Here is a 13095-nt window from a genome sequence, read left to right as displayed (position 1 = left end):
CACATATCCACGAACGCCGCTTTCCCGCCGCCGAAACCCCCGATACCCGCCTCTCCAGGCGGGTATCGCTCTGTGCGGCCCCGGCCGGGGACGGGCCGGTGACCGCCGCGCCGACGGGCACGGACCCGCGGGGCACCCCGACACTCGGCGCCCTCACGGGCGGCCAGCTGCGAAGACTCGGCGCGGTCGCCGGCCTCGCCGGAGCGGACATCGAGACCTACGCCCGGGTCCTGACGGACTCCCTGGGACCGGTGGCCGGACGGCCGCTCCATCTGCCGCCGCCCTACCGCACCTTCCTCTCCGACGACCACACACCCGTCGAGTTCTCTCTCTCCTTCCGGCCGGACGCGGCCCCCGTTCTGCGGGTGCTCGTCGAACCGGGCTGCGGCGCAGACAGCCTGGCTCACAACGGCCGCGTCGGACTGGAGACGGTCCGGGAGATGGCGCGCCGGTGGCGGTTCGGCACCGGCCCGCTCGACGAGGTGACGGACCTCTTCCTGCCGTCCGCTCCGCAGGGCCCCCTCGCCCTGTGGTGCGCGCTGGAGCTGACACCCGGCGGTGTGCCCAAGGTCAAGGTCTACCTGAACCCCGACGCCAACGGGGAGGAACGTTCCGCCGCGACGGTGCGGGAGGCGCTGCGCCGACTGGGGCTCGGGCGGGCCTACGCCAACCTGCCCCCGGGCAGCGGGCATCCGTTCCTCGCCCTGGACCTGGGGGACTGGGAGGAACCCCGGGTGAAGGTCTACGTGCGCCACGACAGCCTGACCTCCGCCCGCGCCGGGAGGCTGTCCCGCATGGTCCCGGAGCCCGTTCCGGCCGCGGTCGAGGGCTTCTTCCGCACGGTCGCGGGCGCCGGGCCCGGGGCGACGGGACTCGACGGGCTGCCCGGCCTGTCCTGCCACTCCTTCACCGGCCCGGCGGACCCGCGGCCCAGCGGGTTCACCCTGCACATCCCGGTCAGGGACTACGCCGCGCACGACGGGGAGGCGCTGGCGCGGGCGTCGAGGCTGCTGCGGCAGCACGGCATGGACCCCTCGGTGCTGGTCCGGGCCCTGGCCGCCGTCACCGACCGGCGGCCGGAGGACGGGGTCGGGCTCATCGCCTACCTGGCGCTGGCCCTGCAGCGGGGCCGGCCGCCGAGGGTGACGGCGTACCTCTCCTCGGAGGCCTACGCGGTCAGGCCGCCCGCCGCGGTGCCGGTCCGGCGTCCGGTCGCGGTGCACTGAGCCGACCGCCCGGCACACCACAGGGGCTCCCGGTCGTCACCGGGAGCCCCTGGGCACGACGCCGTACGGGACGGTCACACGGGCAGCGATTCCCGGAACTCCGCCAGGTACGGGCCCACGTCGACCTGGATCGAGGCGCCCTGCGTCCGGCCGTAGCGCTGGGCCACGGAGGAGAGGTAGCCGCCGATCTCCTCGCGCATCGCCTCCGCCGCGGGCAGTTCGGCCTCGCCGTCGATGATCCGCGCCACCCACTCCGCCTGCGCCTCCACCAGCCGGGTGATCGCGCCCACGGGCCGGACCAGCCCGACGAAGTAGAGACCGGGCCGGCCGGCCGGGACGACCCGTCGGTACAGCTCGACCGAACCGTCCGCCGCCACCGGGCAGCCGGCGGGCAGGAACGGGAAGGTCATGTGGAAGCCGGTGCAGTACACGACGGCGTCCGCGGTCGTGGAGGTGCCGTCGGTGAAGACGACCCGGTCGCCGTCGAAGGAGGCGATCGCGGGCTTCGGGGTCACGGCGCCGTGCCGGATGCGGCTGAGGATCTCGTCCGAGAGGGTCACGGCGGAGGAGAAGACCGGGTGGTCGGGCTCGGGCAGGCCGTAGTCCGCCAGTCTGCCGCGTGCGACGAGCAGCGATCGCTCCACCCAACTGCGCTGCTCGGCGAAGGACATCTCGGTCCACCAGGGCGCCTCGGCGATCTCGTCGACCGACATCCCGAAGAGCTGCTTGGGCACGATGTGCAGCCCCCGCCGCACCGACAGCACGGTCTCTTCGGCGTGCCGCGAGAGGTCGGCCGCGATGTCCACGGCGGACGCCCCGAGCCCGACGACGACGACCCGCCGTCCGTCGAAGTCGGCGCCGTCACGGTAGTCGAGGGAGTGCAGAATCGTTCCGGCGAAGGAGTCCGCGCCCTGTGGCAGAGGGTCGGGCAGGGCCGGGTCGGTGTGATGCCCGGAGGCGACGATCACCTGCTCGAAGCGCCGGGCCGACTCGGTGCCGTCCGCGTCGCGGCTGACCACCGTCCACGCGCCGTCCGGGTCCTGCCGTACGGCGACCACCTCGGTCCGCAGCTCGACGTGGTCGAGCAGGCCGGCCCACTCGGCGAAGGACCGCAGATACGCGGCGACCTGGCTGTGCCGGGGATAGAGCGGATACGAGGACGGCATGGGGAAGCCGGCGTAACCGGTCAGCTGCTTCGCGGTGTTCAGGTGCAGCGACAGGTAGCCCGGCCCCCGCTCGCCGGCCTCCGGCTGCCGCCAGATCCCGCCGACGTCGGGCGCCCTCTCCAGGCAGACGAAGCCGATACCGCGCTCCTTGAGGGAGTGCGCCACCGCCAACCCCGACAGACCTGCACCGATCACACACACACGCACGGGATTTCCCCCCAGGACGGACTCAACCTCCCCCGATCACGCATTCACTGCCCATCCGCACCTCTCCGCACACCAGCACGAGGAGTGAACGGACGTGTCCGTCCTCACGTTTCACGCGCCGCGCAGATCCCGGACCCGGCGGATCTTGCCGAGGGAGCGCTCCAGGGTCTCCGGCGCGACGACCTCCACCTCGACCGTGACGCCCACGCCGTCCTTGACGCCCTGGACGATCGCCCGGGCGGCGGCCTCGCGCTGCTCGGGACCGGCGTCGGGGCGGGCCTCGACCCGCACGGTCATGTGGTCCATCCGGCCGCGCTCGGAGAGCTGGATCTGGAAGTGCGGCGCGACGCCGGGCGTGCGCAGCACGATCTCCTCGATCTGGGTGGGGAAGACGTTCACCCCGCGCAGGATGATCATGTCGTCGCAGCGGCCGGTGACCTTCTGCATCCGGCGGAAGGCGGGACGGGCGGTGCCCGGCAGCAGCCGCGAAAGGTCGCGCGTGCGGTAGCGGACGACCGGCAGCGCCTCCTTGGTGAGGGAGGTGAAGACGATCTCGCCCTCCTCGCCCTCGGGCAGGACGGCGTCCGTGAGCGGGTCCACCACCTCCGGATAGAAGTGGTCCTCCCACACGTGCAGCCCGTCCTTGGTCTCGACGCACTCCTGCGCCACACCCGGGCCGATCACCTCGGACAGTCCGTATATGTCCACGGCGTGGATGTCCATCCGCTCCTCGATCTCGCGGCGCATCTCCTCGGTCCACGGCTCGGCGCCGAAGATGCCGACCTTCAGCGAACTGGAGCGCGGGTCGACGCCCTGCCGCTCGAACTCGTCGAGCAGGGTGAGCATGTAGGAGGGGGTGACCATGATGATCTCGGGCCGGAAGTCCTGGATGATCTGCACCTGGCGCGCGGTCATGCCGCCGGAGGCCGGGATCACCGTGCACCCGGCGCGTTCGGCGCCGTAGTGCGCGCCGAGACCGCCGGTGAACAGGCCGTAGCCGTAGGAGATGTGCACCTTGTGGCCGGGGCGCCCGCCCGCGGCCCGGATCGAACGGGCGACGACGTCCGCCCACATGGACAGGTCGTGGTCCGTGTACCCGACGACGGTGGCGCGGCCGGTGGTGCCGCTGGAGGCGTGCACCCGCCGTACGTCCTCCATCGGGACCGCGAACATGCCGAAGGGGTAGGTGTCCCGCAGGTCCGCCTTGGTGGTGAAGGGGAACCGGGAGAGGTCCGCCAGGCCGCGGCAGTCGTCCGGGGTGACCCCGGCGGCGTCGAACTTCTTGCGGTACAGCTCCACGTTCTCGTAGGCGTGCCGCAGGGTGGTGCGCAGCCGGTCCAGCTGGAGCTCCGCGAGCTGCTCCCGGGAGAGGCGCTCGGCGTCGTCCAGCAGGTCGTGGGGGAGCGGCTCACCCCGGCGGGGTGCCGGGGCCGCCCCGGTCGTCGGCTCGCTGCTCATCGCGGCTCCTTCGTCGTCGTGCCCGGCGTCCGGCCCTCGGTGGTCTCCCGCACGCTGCGGCTGCGTCCGCGGAACTCCGCGATCACCTCGTCGCCGCGCCGCACGCTCACGTCGTACACGCCGCTGCGACCGAACCGGGCCCGTTCCTCGGCGCGGGCCACGAGGACGTCGCCCTCGCGGGCCGGGGCGACGAAGACGATGTCGGCGCCGGCCGCGACGGTCACCGGACCGTGGCTGTTGCAGGCGCAGGCGAAGGCGGTGTCGGCGAGCAGGAACAGATAGCCGCCGTGGGCGATCCGGTGTCCGTTCACCATCGCCGGGGTCACGGTCATCCGGAGTACGGCGGTCCCCTCGCCGTGCTCGACCAGCTCGATGCCCAGCCCCCGGGAGGCCTCGTCCGCGGAGAACATCGTCTCCGTGGGTGTCGGCCCAGTGGCCTGCGACATCCTTCCCACCACCTTCTGTCCCGACCGACCATTCGGTTAGCGCGCGGCACGGCCCAGTAATCCAGCCGCGCGGGCGCCCTGTCAAGAGTGTGAGCGGCGGGGTCCCGGGTCTTGCCCGGTGCCCGGAAACCCGTCACACTGGTACCGAACGAATGGTCGGTTGGGAAGCTGGTGACGATGACCACGACACACGCCGCCGAGGCGCCGCCCCCGGACGGGCTCCAGGAGCACTTCGACGCGACGATCGCGCACGACCAGCGCATCGAGCCGCGCGACTGGATGCCCGACGGCTACCGGAAGACGCTGATCCGGCAGATCGCCCAGCACGCGCACTCGGAGATCATCGGCATGCAGCCGGAGGGCGAGTGGATCACCCGGGCGCCGTCGCTGCGCCGAAAGGCGATCCTGTTCGCCAAGGTCCAGGACGAGGCCGGCCACGGCCTGTATCTGTACTCGGCGGCCGAGACCCTCGGCGCGGACCGCGACGACCTCACCCAGCGCCTGATCGAGGGCCGGCAGAAGTACTCGTCGATCTTCAACTACCCGACCCTCAGCTTCGCCGACGTCGGCGTGATCGGCTGGTTCGTGGACGGCGCGGCCATCTGCAACCAGGTACCGCTGTGCCGCAGCTCGTACGGCCCGTACGCGCGCGCGATGGTGCGCATCTGCAAGGAGGAGTCGTTCCACCAGCGGCAGGGCTACGAGCTGCTGATGACGATGATGCGCGGCACCGCGGCCCAGCGCGAGATGGTCCAGGACGCGGTGGACCGCTGGTGGTGGCCGTCCCTGATGATGTTCGGCCCGCCCGACGACGCCTCGCCCAACTCGGCGCAGTCGATGGCCTGGAAGATCAAGCGGCACAGCAACGACGAGCTGCGCCGCCGCTTCGTCGACATGACCGTCCCGCAGGCGGAGAAGCTCGGCGTCACCCTGCCCGACCCGGAGCTGCGGTGGAACGAGGAGGCGGGGCACCACGACTTCGGCACCCCGGACTGGGACGAGCTGATGCGGGTCATCAAGGGCGACGGCCCGTGCAACGCACAGCGGAGCGAGCGGCGGCGGACCGCCCACGAAGAGGGTGACTGGGTGCGCGAGGCGGCCACCGCCCACGCCGCCAAGCAGGCCGCCCGCGCGGCGAAGGGAGCGGTGGCATGAACCCCGAGAAGCCCGAGAAGCAGGGCTGGCCCTTGTACGAGGTCTTCGTGCGCGGCAAGCGCGGCCTCAACCACGTGCACGTCGGCTCGCTGCACGCCGCCGACGACGCCATGGCCCTCACTCACGCCCGCGACCTCTACACCCGGCGCAACGAGGGCGTGAGCATCTGGGTGGTCCGCTCCGAGCACATCGCCGCCTCCACCCGCGACGAGAAGGACCCCTTCTTCGCCCCCAGCGCCGACAAGGTCTACCGCCACCCGACCTTCTACGACATCCCCGACGACGTCCCCCACATCTAGGAGCAGGGCATGAGCGACGACCACGTCTACCTCACCCTGGCCGAGGGACACGAGGACGACACCCGCTGGGCCTACGGCACCGGCTTCGAGGACCCGCTGCACGGCGTCGACACCACCGTGCCCGAGGGCGTCGACGCCGCCGCACTGGCCGCGGACTGCGTGGCGCTGGCCGACGACGCCCTGATCAGCGCCCAGCGGCTCGCCGAGTGGGTCACCCGCGCCCCGGAGCTGGAGGAGGAGGTGGCGCTGGCCAACATCGGCCTCGACCTCCTCGGCCAGGCCCGCCTGCTGTACGCGCGCGCCGGGCAGGCCGACGGCACCGGCCGCGACGAGGACGCCTTCGCCTACTTCCGCGACGCCGGCGACTTCCGCAACGTGACCCTGGCCGAACTCCCCCGCGGCGACTTCGCGTTCGCCGTGGTGCGGCTGCTGGTGCTCTCCAGCTGGCGGCTGGCCCACTTCCAGCGGCTGGTGGACCACCCCGACCCGGTCCTCGCGGCGGTCGCGGCCAAGGGCGTCAAGGAACTGACGTACCACCGGCAGTACGCCGCCGAGTGGGCCGTCCGCCTGGGCGACGGCACCGACGAGTCGCACCGCAGGATGCGGGCGGCGCTGGACGCGGTCGCCCCGTACCTCGGCGAGCTGCACACGGCGTACGACGTGCGGGACGAGGTCGCCGACGTACTGCGCCAGGTCACCGAGGCGGCCGGCCTGCCCCTGCCGGTGTACCGCCCGCTGCCCGGCTCCGGCCGCGCCGGCGAGCACACCGAGCATCTGGCACCGCTGCTCACCGAGTTGCAGGGCGTCGCCCGCGCCCACCCGGAGGCGACATGGTGACCGTGCTCCTGGACACCGCCCGCGCCCGCCGCGTCGCCGAGCGGGTGCCGGACCCCGAGCTGCCCATGCTGACCCTCGCCGACCTCGGGGTCCTGCGCGGCGTCGAGGTCGGTGCGGACGGCACCGTGGTGGCGAGCCTGACCCCCACCTACTCGGGCTGCCCGGCCATGGCCGAGATGCGCGCGGACGTCGCCGCCCGGCTGCGGGACGCCGGATACGAGCGCGTGGAGATCCGCACGGTCCTCGACCCGCCCTGGACCAGCGACTGGATCACCGAGTCCGGCCGCCGCAAGCTCGCCGAGCACGGCATCGCCCCGCCCGGCCCCGCACCCCGCGGCGGCCCGGTTCCTCTCGTGCTGTCACCCACCCGGCCGGCGGTGCCGTGTCCCCGCTGCGGCTCGGCGGACACCGAGGAGACCTCCCGCTTCGCCGCCACGTCCTGCAAGGCCCTGTGGCGCTGCCGGGCCTGCCGCGAGCCGTTCGAGTACGTCAAGGAGATCTGATGGCCCCGACCGCCCCCGTCCCGGCAGCGCCGGTGCGCGTCCGCCGCCGGCCCGCCTTCCACCGTCTGCGCGTCGCCGCCGTCGAGCGGCTGTGCGCGGACGCGGTGGCCGTGAGCTTCGAGATCCCGGACGAGCTGGCCGGGGAGTTCGCCTTCGCGCCCGGCCAGTCGCTCACCCTGCGGCGCGAGGTCGACGGCCGGGACGAGCGCCGCTCGTACTCGATCTGCGCACCGGCCGGTTCGGTGCCGCGCATCGGGGTCCGGGTGGTGCCCGGCGGGGTGTTCTCCTCGTGGCTGGTCGAGGAGGTGCGGCCCGGCGACAGCGTCGAGGTCATGGCGCCCACCGGGCTGTTCACCCCCGACCTGACCGTCCCCGGCCACCACGTGCTGATCGCGGCCGGGTCGGGCATCACGCCCATGGTGTCCATCGCCGAGTCGGTGCTGGCCGCCGACGACCGGTCGTCCGTCACCCTGTTCTACGGCAACCGCCGCACGGACACGGTCATGTTCGCCGACGATCTGGCCGACCTGAAGGACCTCCACCCGACCCGCTTCCACCTGGCCCACGTGCTCTCCCGCGAACCCCGCGAGGCCGAGGTGCTCTCCGGCCGGCTGGACGCCGGACGGCTCTCGGCGCTCATCGGCTCGCTGGTGGACGTGGCGGCCGCCGACCACTGGTGGCTGTGCGGCCCGCAGGGCATGGTCGCCGACGCCCAGCAGGTCCTGGCCGGCCTCGGCGTCCCGGCGGACCGCGTCCACCGGGAGCTGTTCTTCGCCGACGACGAGCCCGTGCGGGAGGTCCGCCACGAGGAGACCGGCCCGCAGGGACCCGTCAGCGAGGTCACCATCACCCTGGACGGCCGCTCCACCACCTCCTCCCTGTCCCGGGAGCGGAGTGTCCTCGACGGAGCCCAGCAGACCCGGCCCGACCTCCCCTTCGCCTGCAAGGGCGGGGTCTGCGGCACCTGCCGCGCCCTGGTCACCGACGGCAAGGCGGACATGCGCCGCAACTACGCCCTCGAGGACGCCGAGGTCGACGCCGGGTACGTGCTGACCTGCCAGTCGTACCCGGTCTCCGAGAAGCTGATCGTGGACTACGACAGCTGAGCGGCGGTCACCCGGCGCCGCGTCACGCCGGGTTGTCGCCGTGGGTCAGGGTCTCCCAGGCGACGAAGAGGTTGTTCGAACCGGACGGGCGGGTGCGCTCGGTCAGGGCCTGGGTGTTGTCCATGGCGTGGCCGAGGCGGTTGTGCAGGGCGTTGTAGCCGACCTCGGTGACCGGACCGAGGCCCAGGTGCGCGGAGCCCCCGCACAGCCAGTCCGGGACCGCCGCGCCCTGCTCGTACTTCGCCTGGAGGCCGAGCGCGTGCCGCAGCCGCTCGCCCACGTCGGTGCCGTACAGGTCCTGCCCCTGGATCCGGCTGGTCTCGGCGACGTGCGAGATGGACGAGATGCCGTACCCGGTGTGCGTGAAGTCCCGGCAGGTCTCCTGGGTGAGTCCGGTGACGAAGGTGGACTGGCCCTGCCAGTACTTGACGATCTTGTCCCGGGTGTTGAGGTTCTGGCTCGGCACGGTCTTCGGCAGGTCCCCGTCGGAGGCCAGGTACACGTACGCGGCCGTGCGGGTGCGGAACTTGGCCATGGCCCTGTCGTACGACGCCTTGTCCTCCAGGAAGACGGAGATGCCGACGGCGGCCTCCATCATCGTCAGCTCCCAGTTTCCGTTGGAGTTGGAGCCGTTGATGATCTCGGGCAGGTAGACGTTCCGGAGCATGGTGGCGAAGCGGCCGGAGTTGGCCCACGAGCCGGTGTACGTGTACTTGATGATCTCCGCGGCCTTGGGCCAGGACGAGCCGGCCCAGCCGGTCTGGAGCGGGGCGTTGCTGTTGGTGTGGTCCCGGATCACCGCGGACCAGGCGTCCATCAGCTCGATCGCCTTGCGCGCGTACCGTTCGTCGCGGGTCAGGTACCAGGCCAGCGCGTTGGTGTAGGCCGCGATCGCGTCCTCGCGCTCGTCGGTGCAGCCGATGTTGGGGTTCGAGTAGGAACCGCACTCGACCACCGCGCGGGGCTTGGGCACGCGGTTCAGGTCGGCGTACCTGCTCTTCATCATCTGGTCGAAGGCGCCCTTCCAGGGCTGGGCCCCGGCCTGCACCTTGGCGCGGGCGAAGTCGAGCTGGCCCTCGGAGACGGTGACTCCGGGGTGGGTGAACGCGGCCGGTGCGGCGTCCGCGCGGGGAGCGGCCGGGCCCGGGCCGGCCAGGAGGGTGCCGGCGAGCGCGGCGGTGAGGGTCGCGAGGAGGACGGTTCGGGATCTGCGGTGGCGAGGGTGGCGCGGTGTGGAAGCAGAGGACATGTGGGGGGTCCATCCGTTCGTCTATGTGAACGTTGAGTGTTGTTCTGAACGTTCGACTGCGCGGTGACGATAGGTAGAGACCAATGAGGCGTCAAGGGGCCACGCAGGGACTCCTGGAGGACGGCCGGCGGACGCCGAACCGGTGGCGTGGGGCGAACACTATGAACGCAATGATCGAAGGGGTGGCCCCGGCCGCGGCGGATTCCTAGCATCCCGGCTCGCAGCGCAACTTCGCGCCGGCACGCAGCACGTACAGGAGCCGCACCTTGACCAGACCCGACGCTCCCCCGCTCGTCACCCGGACCGCGCACCGCCGAAGCCGTCCGGCGGTGGTGGCGGCCGCCCTCGCGGCCGTCTTCCTCGGCACCCTCGGCAACGTGTCGGCCGCCCCCGCGCAGGCGGCCGAACGGCCCGTGGCCGCCGACTGCCCGCCCGCCCTGGCCAAGAAGGCCTCCTGCTACACCGGCCGGGAAGCCAACGGGGCGTACTACACGATGGCCGTGCCGAAGGACTGGAACGGCTCCCTCGTCGTGCACGCGCACGGCGGCCCCGACCTCGGCGACGCCTCCGACCCGGCCCGCTCCACCGAGGACCTGGAGCGCTGGGCGGTGATGGTCGACGAGGGATACGCGTGGGCCGCGTCCGCCTACCGGCGCGGCGGCTACGGCGCCCGGATGGCCGCCGCGGACACCGAGAACGTACGCCGCCTGTTCACCGAGGAGTTCGGCCGGCCGGAACGGACCTATCTGCACGGCCAGTCCTGGGGCGGCAACGTCGCCGCCAAGGTCGCGGAGACCTACGGCCGACGGCACGGCGCCTACGACGGAGTGCTGCTCACCAACGGCGTCCTCGGCGGCGGTTCGCGCGGCTACGACTACCGCGTGGACCTGCGGGTCGTCTACCAGTACTACTGCCGCAACCACCCGCGTCCCACCGAGCCGCAGTACCCGCTGTGGCAGGGCCTGCGCCCCGGCTCCACGATGACGAGCGCCGGGCTCGCCGCCCGTCTCCAGGAGTGCACCGGCCACGAGTCCGACCCGGCCGACCGGACCGCCCTCCAGCAGCGCAACCTCGACGACATCCTCGCCGTCACCCGCATCCCCGAGCGCACCCTGGAGTCACATCTGAAGTTCGCCACGTTCACGTTCCGGGACATCGTGTCGAACCGGCTCGACGGGCGGAACCCGTGGAGCAACCGCGGTGTGCGGTACTCCGGTTCGCACGACGACAGGGCGCTCAACGCGGGTGTGGAACGCTTCTCGGCCGATCCCACCGCACGCCGCGACCTCTCCTACGACAGCGACCTCACCGGCCGCGTCGACCTGCCCGTCCTCACGCTGCACGCCATCGACGACCCGACGGCCTTCGTGGAGCACGAGGCGGCCTACCGGGCCACTCTCCGGGGCGCCGGCCGGGGCGGGAACCTCGTCCAGACCTTCACGAAGGAGTCCGAGCACAGTGCGCTGAGCGACTCCGAGTACGCCAACTCCATCGCGGCGCTGGACACCTGGGTCCGCACGGGCCGCAAGCCCGGACCGCGCTCGGTCGCGGCCTCCTGCGCCGCCTTCGACGCGACCTACGGCGAGGGCTGCTTCTACGATCCCGGCTTCCGCCCGTCGCCGTACGCCTCCCGGGTGCGGCCCCGGCCCGGCGGCCTCCACTGGCCCGCCATGACCGCCGCCCAGGAGCGGGCGTGGAGCAGGATCGACGGTGTGGGGATCGCGCCCTAGGCCGCGCCCCGGGGGACCTGCCCCCGCTCCGTGAGCACCGCGCGGATCACGTGGCGGGCGTTGCCCGCCATCGCCGGGTTGGTCTTCCGGTAGTACGGCAGCGCGATCAGCGCCTGGGAGAGGGTCCGGCCCCGGCCGCGCCGCCAGGTCGCGTCGTCGACGCCGAGCGTCTCCCGGAAGACCTCCCGGGCGCCCGCGGGCAGCAGATTCCACGCCGGGAAGAGGTCGCAGGCCGGGTCGCCCACTCCCGCGCACCCGAAGTCGATGACCGCGGTGAGCCTGCCGCCCTCGACCAGCAGATTGCCCGGCATCAAATCGGCGTGCAGCCAGACGGGCGGCCCGTCCCAGGCCGGGGCCCGCAGCGCGTCCTGCCACACGGCGGCCAGCGCGTCGCAGTCGACGTCCTCCTCGGGCAGGCCGCGCAGTTCCTCGAGAGCGGCCCGCGTCGCCGCGTCCAGGGTGGCGAGCGGGCCGCCGCGGTGCGCCCCGGGAGCGTCGGGCAGGGAGACGGTCCGCATCGCCGACACGAACCCGGCCAGATCACCCGCCAGCGCCACGGGATCGGTCAGTGCCCCTGCCTCGGGGATCTCCCCGGGCAGCCACCGGTACACCGACCAGGGCCACGGGTAACCCTCGGCGGGCTCACCGGCCCCGAGCACCTCGGGCACGGCGGCGGGGAGCAGGGGCGACAACCGGGGCAGCCAGTGCCGTTCGGCCGTCACGTCCGCCACGCCGCCCTTGACGAGCGGCAGTCGGACGACCATGTCGTCACCCAGCCGGTACATCGCGTTGACCGTGCCACCGGACGGAAAGCGCTCGACGGGCAGCCCCGCCCAGCGCGGGAACCGCCCGTCGACCAGCCGCCGCACCAGACGCTCGTCGAGGGGGTACGCGTCCGGATGCATCTGCCCTGAACTCATGGACCTCATCCGACCCTTCGGCACGGACGGCCGTCAAACGCTTTCCGGGCGGTCGGTCAGCTCACCGAGATGCTGGAGTTGCCGCTGCTCTGGTAACCCTCGGTGGCCATGATCATGTAGTAGCTGAAGCTGCCGAGCGGCATCCCGGCCCGCGCCCACGCGTCGAAGTGGTTGCCCGTGGTGACGGTCCCTCCGGTCCGCTTGGACTGCCGCACGCTCCAGTACTGATCGAAGGTGCGGGTGCCTTCGACGGAGGGGGCGTTGTACCGGGTCGTCCGGTAGATGTCGTACGTGCCGCCGTCGCTGTTCACGGTGCCCTTGTACGTGCCCGTGGGCCGGTAGGTGCCCCAGTTGTCGACGATGTAGTACTCGACGAGCGGGTTCGAGGTCCAGCCGTAGAGGGTCAGGTAGCCGTTGCCGGACGGGTTGAAGCCGCCCGAGTACCGCACCGTTCTGCGTCCGCCGTTGCTCCAGCCCTTGCCGCAGACGAAGTTGCCGCAGTTGGTCCACGAGGTCCGGTAGCTGCCGCCGGAACTCAGGGTCATGGAGACCGACCCGCCGCCGTCGGTCCAGAACGAGTAGTAGAAGCCGTTGTTCGTGCCGGTCTGGTTTGTCCTGATCGTGGTGTCCGCGTGTGCGGTGCCCGGCAGGAGCAGCCCGGACGTGCTCGCCAGGGCCACGGCGCCGGCACCGCCGAGGAAACGTCTGCGGTCGATCCGGCGGGCGAAGTCATCGTTGTCGCGCATGCGTCCTCCGACTGTGGGTGGGGGGTCTGTCGGTGCCGCCAGTGTTG

Annotated in this window: 13 protein-coding genes; 7 read left to right on the top strand and 6 right to left on the bottom strand. The window is 72.3% G+C overall.

All coding sequences use genetic code 11. The features are described from left to right. The first annotated feature begins 98 nt into the window (after positions 1 to 98). On the top strand, positions 99 to 1226 hold the full coding sequence (locus tag ACFC1X_RS12945) for a tryptophan dimethylallyltransferase family protein (protein ID WP_376352064.1): 1128 nt from the start codon (positions 99 to 101) through the stop codon (positions 1224 to 1226). A gap of 74 nt (positions 1227 to 1300) precedes the next feature. Here the strand turns inward: ACFC1X_RS12945 and ACFC1X_RS12940 are convergent, their stop codons facing one another. From ACFC1X_RS12940 to paaI, 3 genes are all read right to left on the bottom strand, one after another. Then, positions 1301 to 2599, bottom strand: coding sequence for a flavin-containing monooxygenase (locus ACFC1X_RS12940; protein ID WP_376352062.1), 1299 nt, complete (start codon positions 2597 to 2599; stop codon positions 1301 to 1303). A 111-nt stretch (positions 2600 to 2710) separates the two neighbouring features. Next, on the bottom strand, positions 2711 to 4057 hold the full coding sequence (paaK, locus tag ACFC1X_RS12935; RefSeq protein ID WP_376352060.1) for a phenylacetate--CoA ligase PaaK: 1347 nt from the start codon (positions 4055 to 4057) through the stop codon (positions 2711 to 2713). Further along, complete coding sequence (gene paaI, locus ACFC1X_RS12930; RefSeq protein ID WP_376352058.1) at positions 4054 to 4503, bottom strand: hydroxyphenylacetyl-CoA thioesterase PaaI; 450 nt, start codon at positions 4501 to 4503, stop codon at positions 4054 to 4056. The genes paaK and paaI overlap by 4 nt, the downstream gene beginning before the upstream one ends. A gap of 177 nt (positions 4504 to 4680) precedes the next feature. On the opposite strand from paaI, the gene paaA reads away from it, so the two are divergent. From paaA to paaE, 5 genes are read left to right on the top strand one after another with little or no spacing between them, the layout of a single operon-like run. Beyond that, the gene (gene paaA, locus ACFC1X_RS12925) at positions 4681 to 5658 is read left to right on the top strand and encodes a 1,2-phenylacetyl-CoA epoxidase subunit PaaA (protein ID WP_376352057.1); all 978 of its coding nucleotides are present in this window, start codon (positions 4681 to 4683) and stop codon (positions 5656 to 5658) included. Continuing rightward, complete coding sequence (gene paaB, locus ACFC1X_RS12920) at positions 5655 to 5957, top strand: 1,2-phenylacetyl-CoA epoxidase subunit PaaB (RefSeq protein WP_376352055.1); 303 nt, start codon at positions 5655 to 5657, stop codon at positions 5955 to 5957. The genes paaA and paaB overlap by 4 nt, the downstream gene beginning before the upstream one ends. Positions 5958 to 5966: 9 nt before the next feature. Continuing rightward, entirely contained in the window at positions 5967 to 6794 is an 828-nt protein-coding gene (gene paaC, locus ACFC1X_RS12915) for a 1,2-phenylacetyl-CoA epoxidase subunit PaaC (protein ID WP_376352053.1), read from the top strand. Beyond that, entirely contained in the window at positions 6788 to 7297 is a 510-nt protein-coding gene (gene paaD, locus ACFC1X_RS12910; RefSeq protein WP_376352050.1) for a 1,2-phenylacetyl-CoA epoxidase subunit PaaD, read from the top strand. The genes paaC and paaD overlap by 7 nt, the downstream gene beginning before the upstream one ends. Further along, positions 7297 to 8403, top strand: a complete 1107-nt coding sequence (gene paaE, locus ACFC1X_RS12905) for a 1,2-phenylacetyl-CoA epoxidase subunit PaaE (RefSeq protein WP_376352047.1) — start codon at positions 7297 to 7299, stop codon at positions 8401 to 8403. Before paaD ends, paaE begins: the two co-directional genes overlap by 1 nt. Before the next feature lie 22 nt (positions 8404 to 8425). Here paaE and ACFC1X_RS12900 read toward each other — a convergent pair whose 3' ends face one another. After that, positions 8426 to 9652 carry an alginate lyase family protein gene (locus ACFC1X_RS12900; RefSeq protein WP_376352044.1) on the bottom strand — a complete coding sequence of 409 codons (1227 nt, stop codon included), beginning with the start codon at positions 9650 to 9652 and terminating at the stop codon, positions 8426 to 8428. A gap of 266 nt (positions 9653 to 9918) precedes the next feature. On the opposite strand from ACFC1X_RS12900, the gene ACFC1X_RS12895 reads away from it, so the two are divergent. Beyond that, a complete protein-coding gene (locus ACFC1X_RS12895; RefSeq protein WP_376352041.1) occupies positions 9919 to 11382 on the top strand; it encodes an alpha/beta hydrolase family protein in 1464 nt (487 codons plus the stop codon). On the opposite strand, the gene ACFC1X_RS12890 is transcribed toward ACFC1X_RS12895, so the two are convergent. Next, entirely contained in the window at positions 11379 to 12302 is a 924-nt protein-coding gene (locus ACFC1X_RS12890; RefSeq protein ID WP_376352038.1) for an aminoglycoside phosphotransferase family protein, read from the bottom strand. The genes ACFC1X_RS12895 and ACFC1X_RS12890 overlap by 4 nt on opposite strands. Before the next feature lie 56 nt (positions 12303 to 12358). Next, positions 12359 to 13048, bottom strand: coding sequence for a glycoside hydrolase family 11 protein (locus ACFC1X_RS12885; RefSeq protein ID WP_376352035.1), 690 nt, complete (start codon positions 13046 to 13048; stop codon positions 12359 to 12361). Between the last annotated feature and the right edge of the window lie 47 nt (positions 13049 to 13095).

The sequence above is a fragment of the Streptomyces sp. NPDC056128 genome (assembly GCF_042263835.1).
Taxonomy (GTDB): Bacteria; Actinomycetota; Actinomycetes; order Streptomycetales; family Streptomycetaceae; genus Streptomyces.
Note: the sequence above shows the minus strand (reverse complement) of the source record. Positions and strands in the feature narration are given on the sequence as shown.

Coding starts and splice junctions, on each gene's coding strand:
- paaK (WP_376352060.1), bottom strand. CDS start 4,057: ATGAGCAGCGAGCCGACGACCGGGGCGGCCCCGGCACCCCGCCGGGGT.
- paaI (WP_376352058.1), bottom strand. CDS start 4,503: ATGTCGCAGGCCACTGGGCCGACACCCACGGAGACGATGTTCTCCGCG.
- paaA (WP_376352057.1), top strand. CDS start 4,681: ATGACCACGACACACGCCGCCGAGGCGCCGCCCCCGGACGGGCTCCAG.
- paaB (WP_376352055.1), top strand. CDS start 5,655: ATGAACCCCGAGAAGCCCGAGAAGCAGGGCTGGCCCTTGTACGAGGTC.
- paaC (WP_376352053.1), top strand. CDS start 5,967: ATGAGCGACGACCACGTCTACCTCACCCTGGCCGAGGGACACGAGGAC.
- paaD (WP_376352050.1), top strand. CDS start 6,788: ATGGTGACCGTGCTCCTGGACACCGCCCGCGCCCGCCGCGTCGCCGAG.
- paaE (WP_376352047.1), top strand. CDS start 7,297: ATGGCCCCGACCGCCCCCGTCCCGGCAGCGCCGGTGCGCGTCCGCCGC.
- ACFC1X_RS12900 (WP_376352044.1), bottom strand. CDS start 9,652: ATGTCCTCTGCTTCCACACCGCGCCACCCTCGCCACCGCAGATCCCGA.
- ACFC1X_RS12890 (WP_376352038.1), bottom strand. CDS start 12,302: ATGAGTTCAGGGCAGATGCATCCGGACGCGTACCCCCTCGACGAGCGT.
- ACFC1X_RS12885 (WP_376352035.1), bottom strand. CDS start 13,048: ATGCGCGACAACGATGACTTCGCCCGCCGGATCGACCGCAGACGTTTC.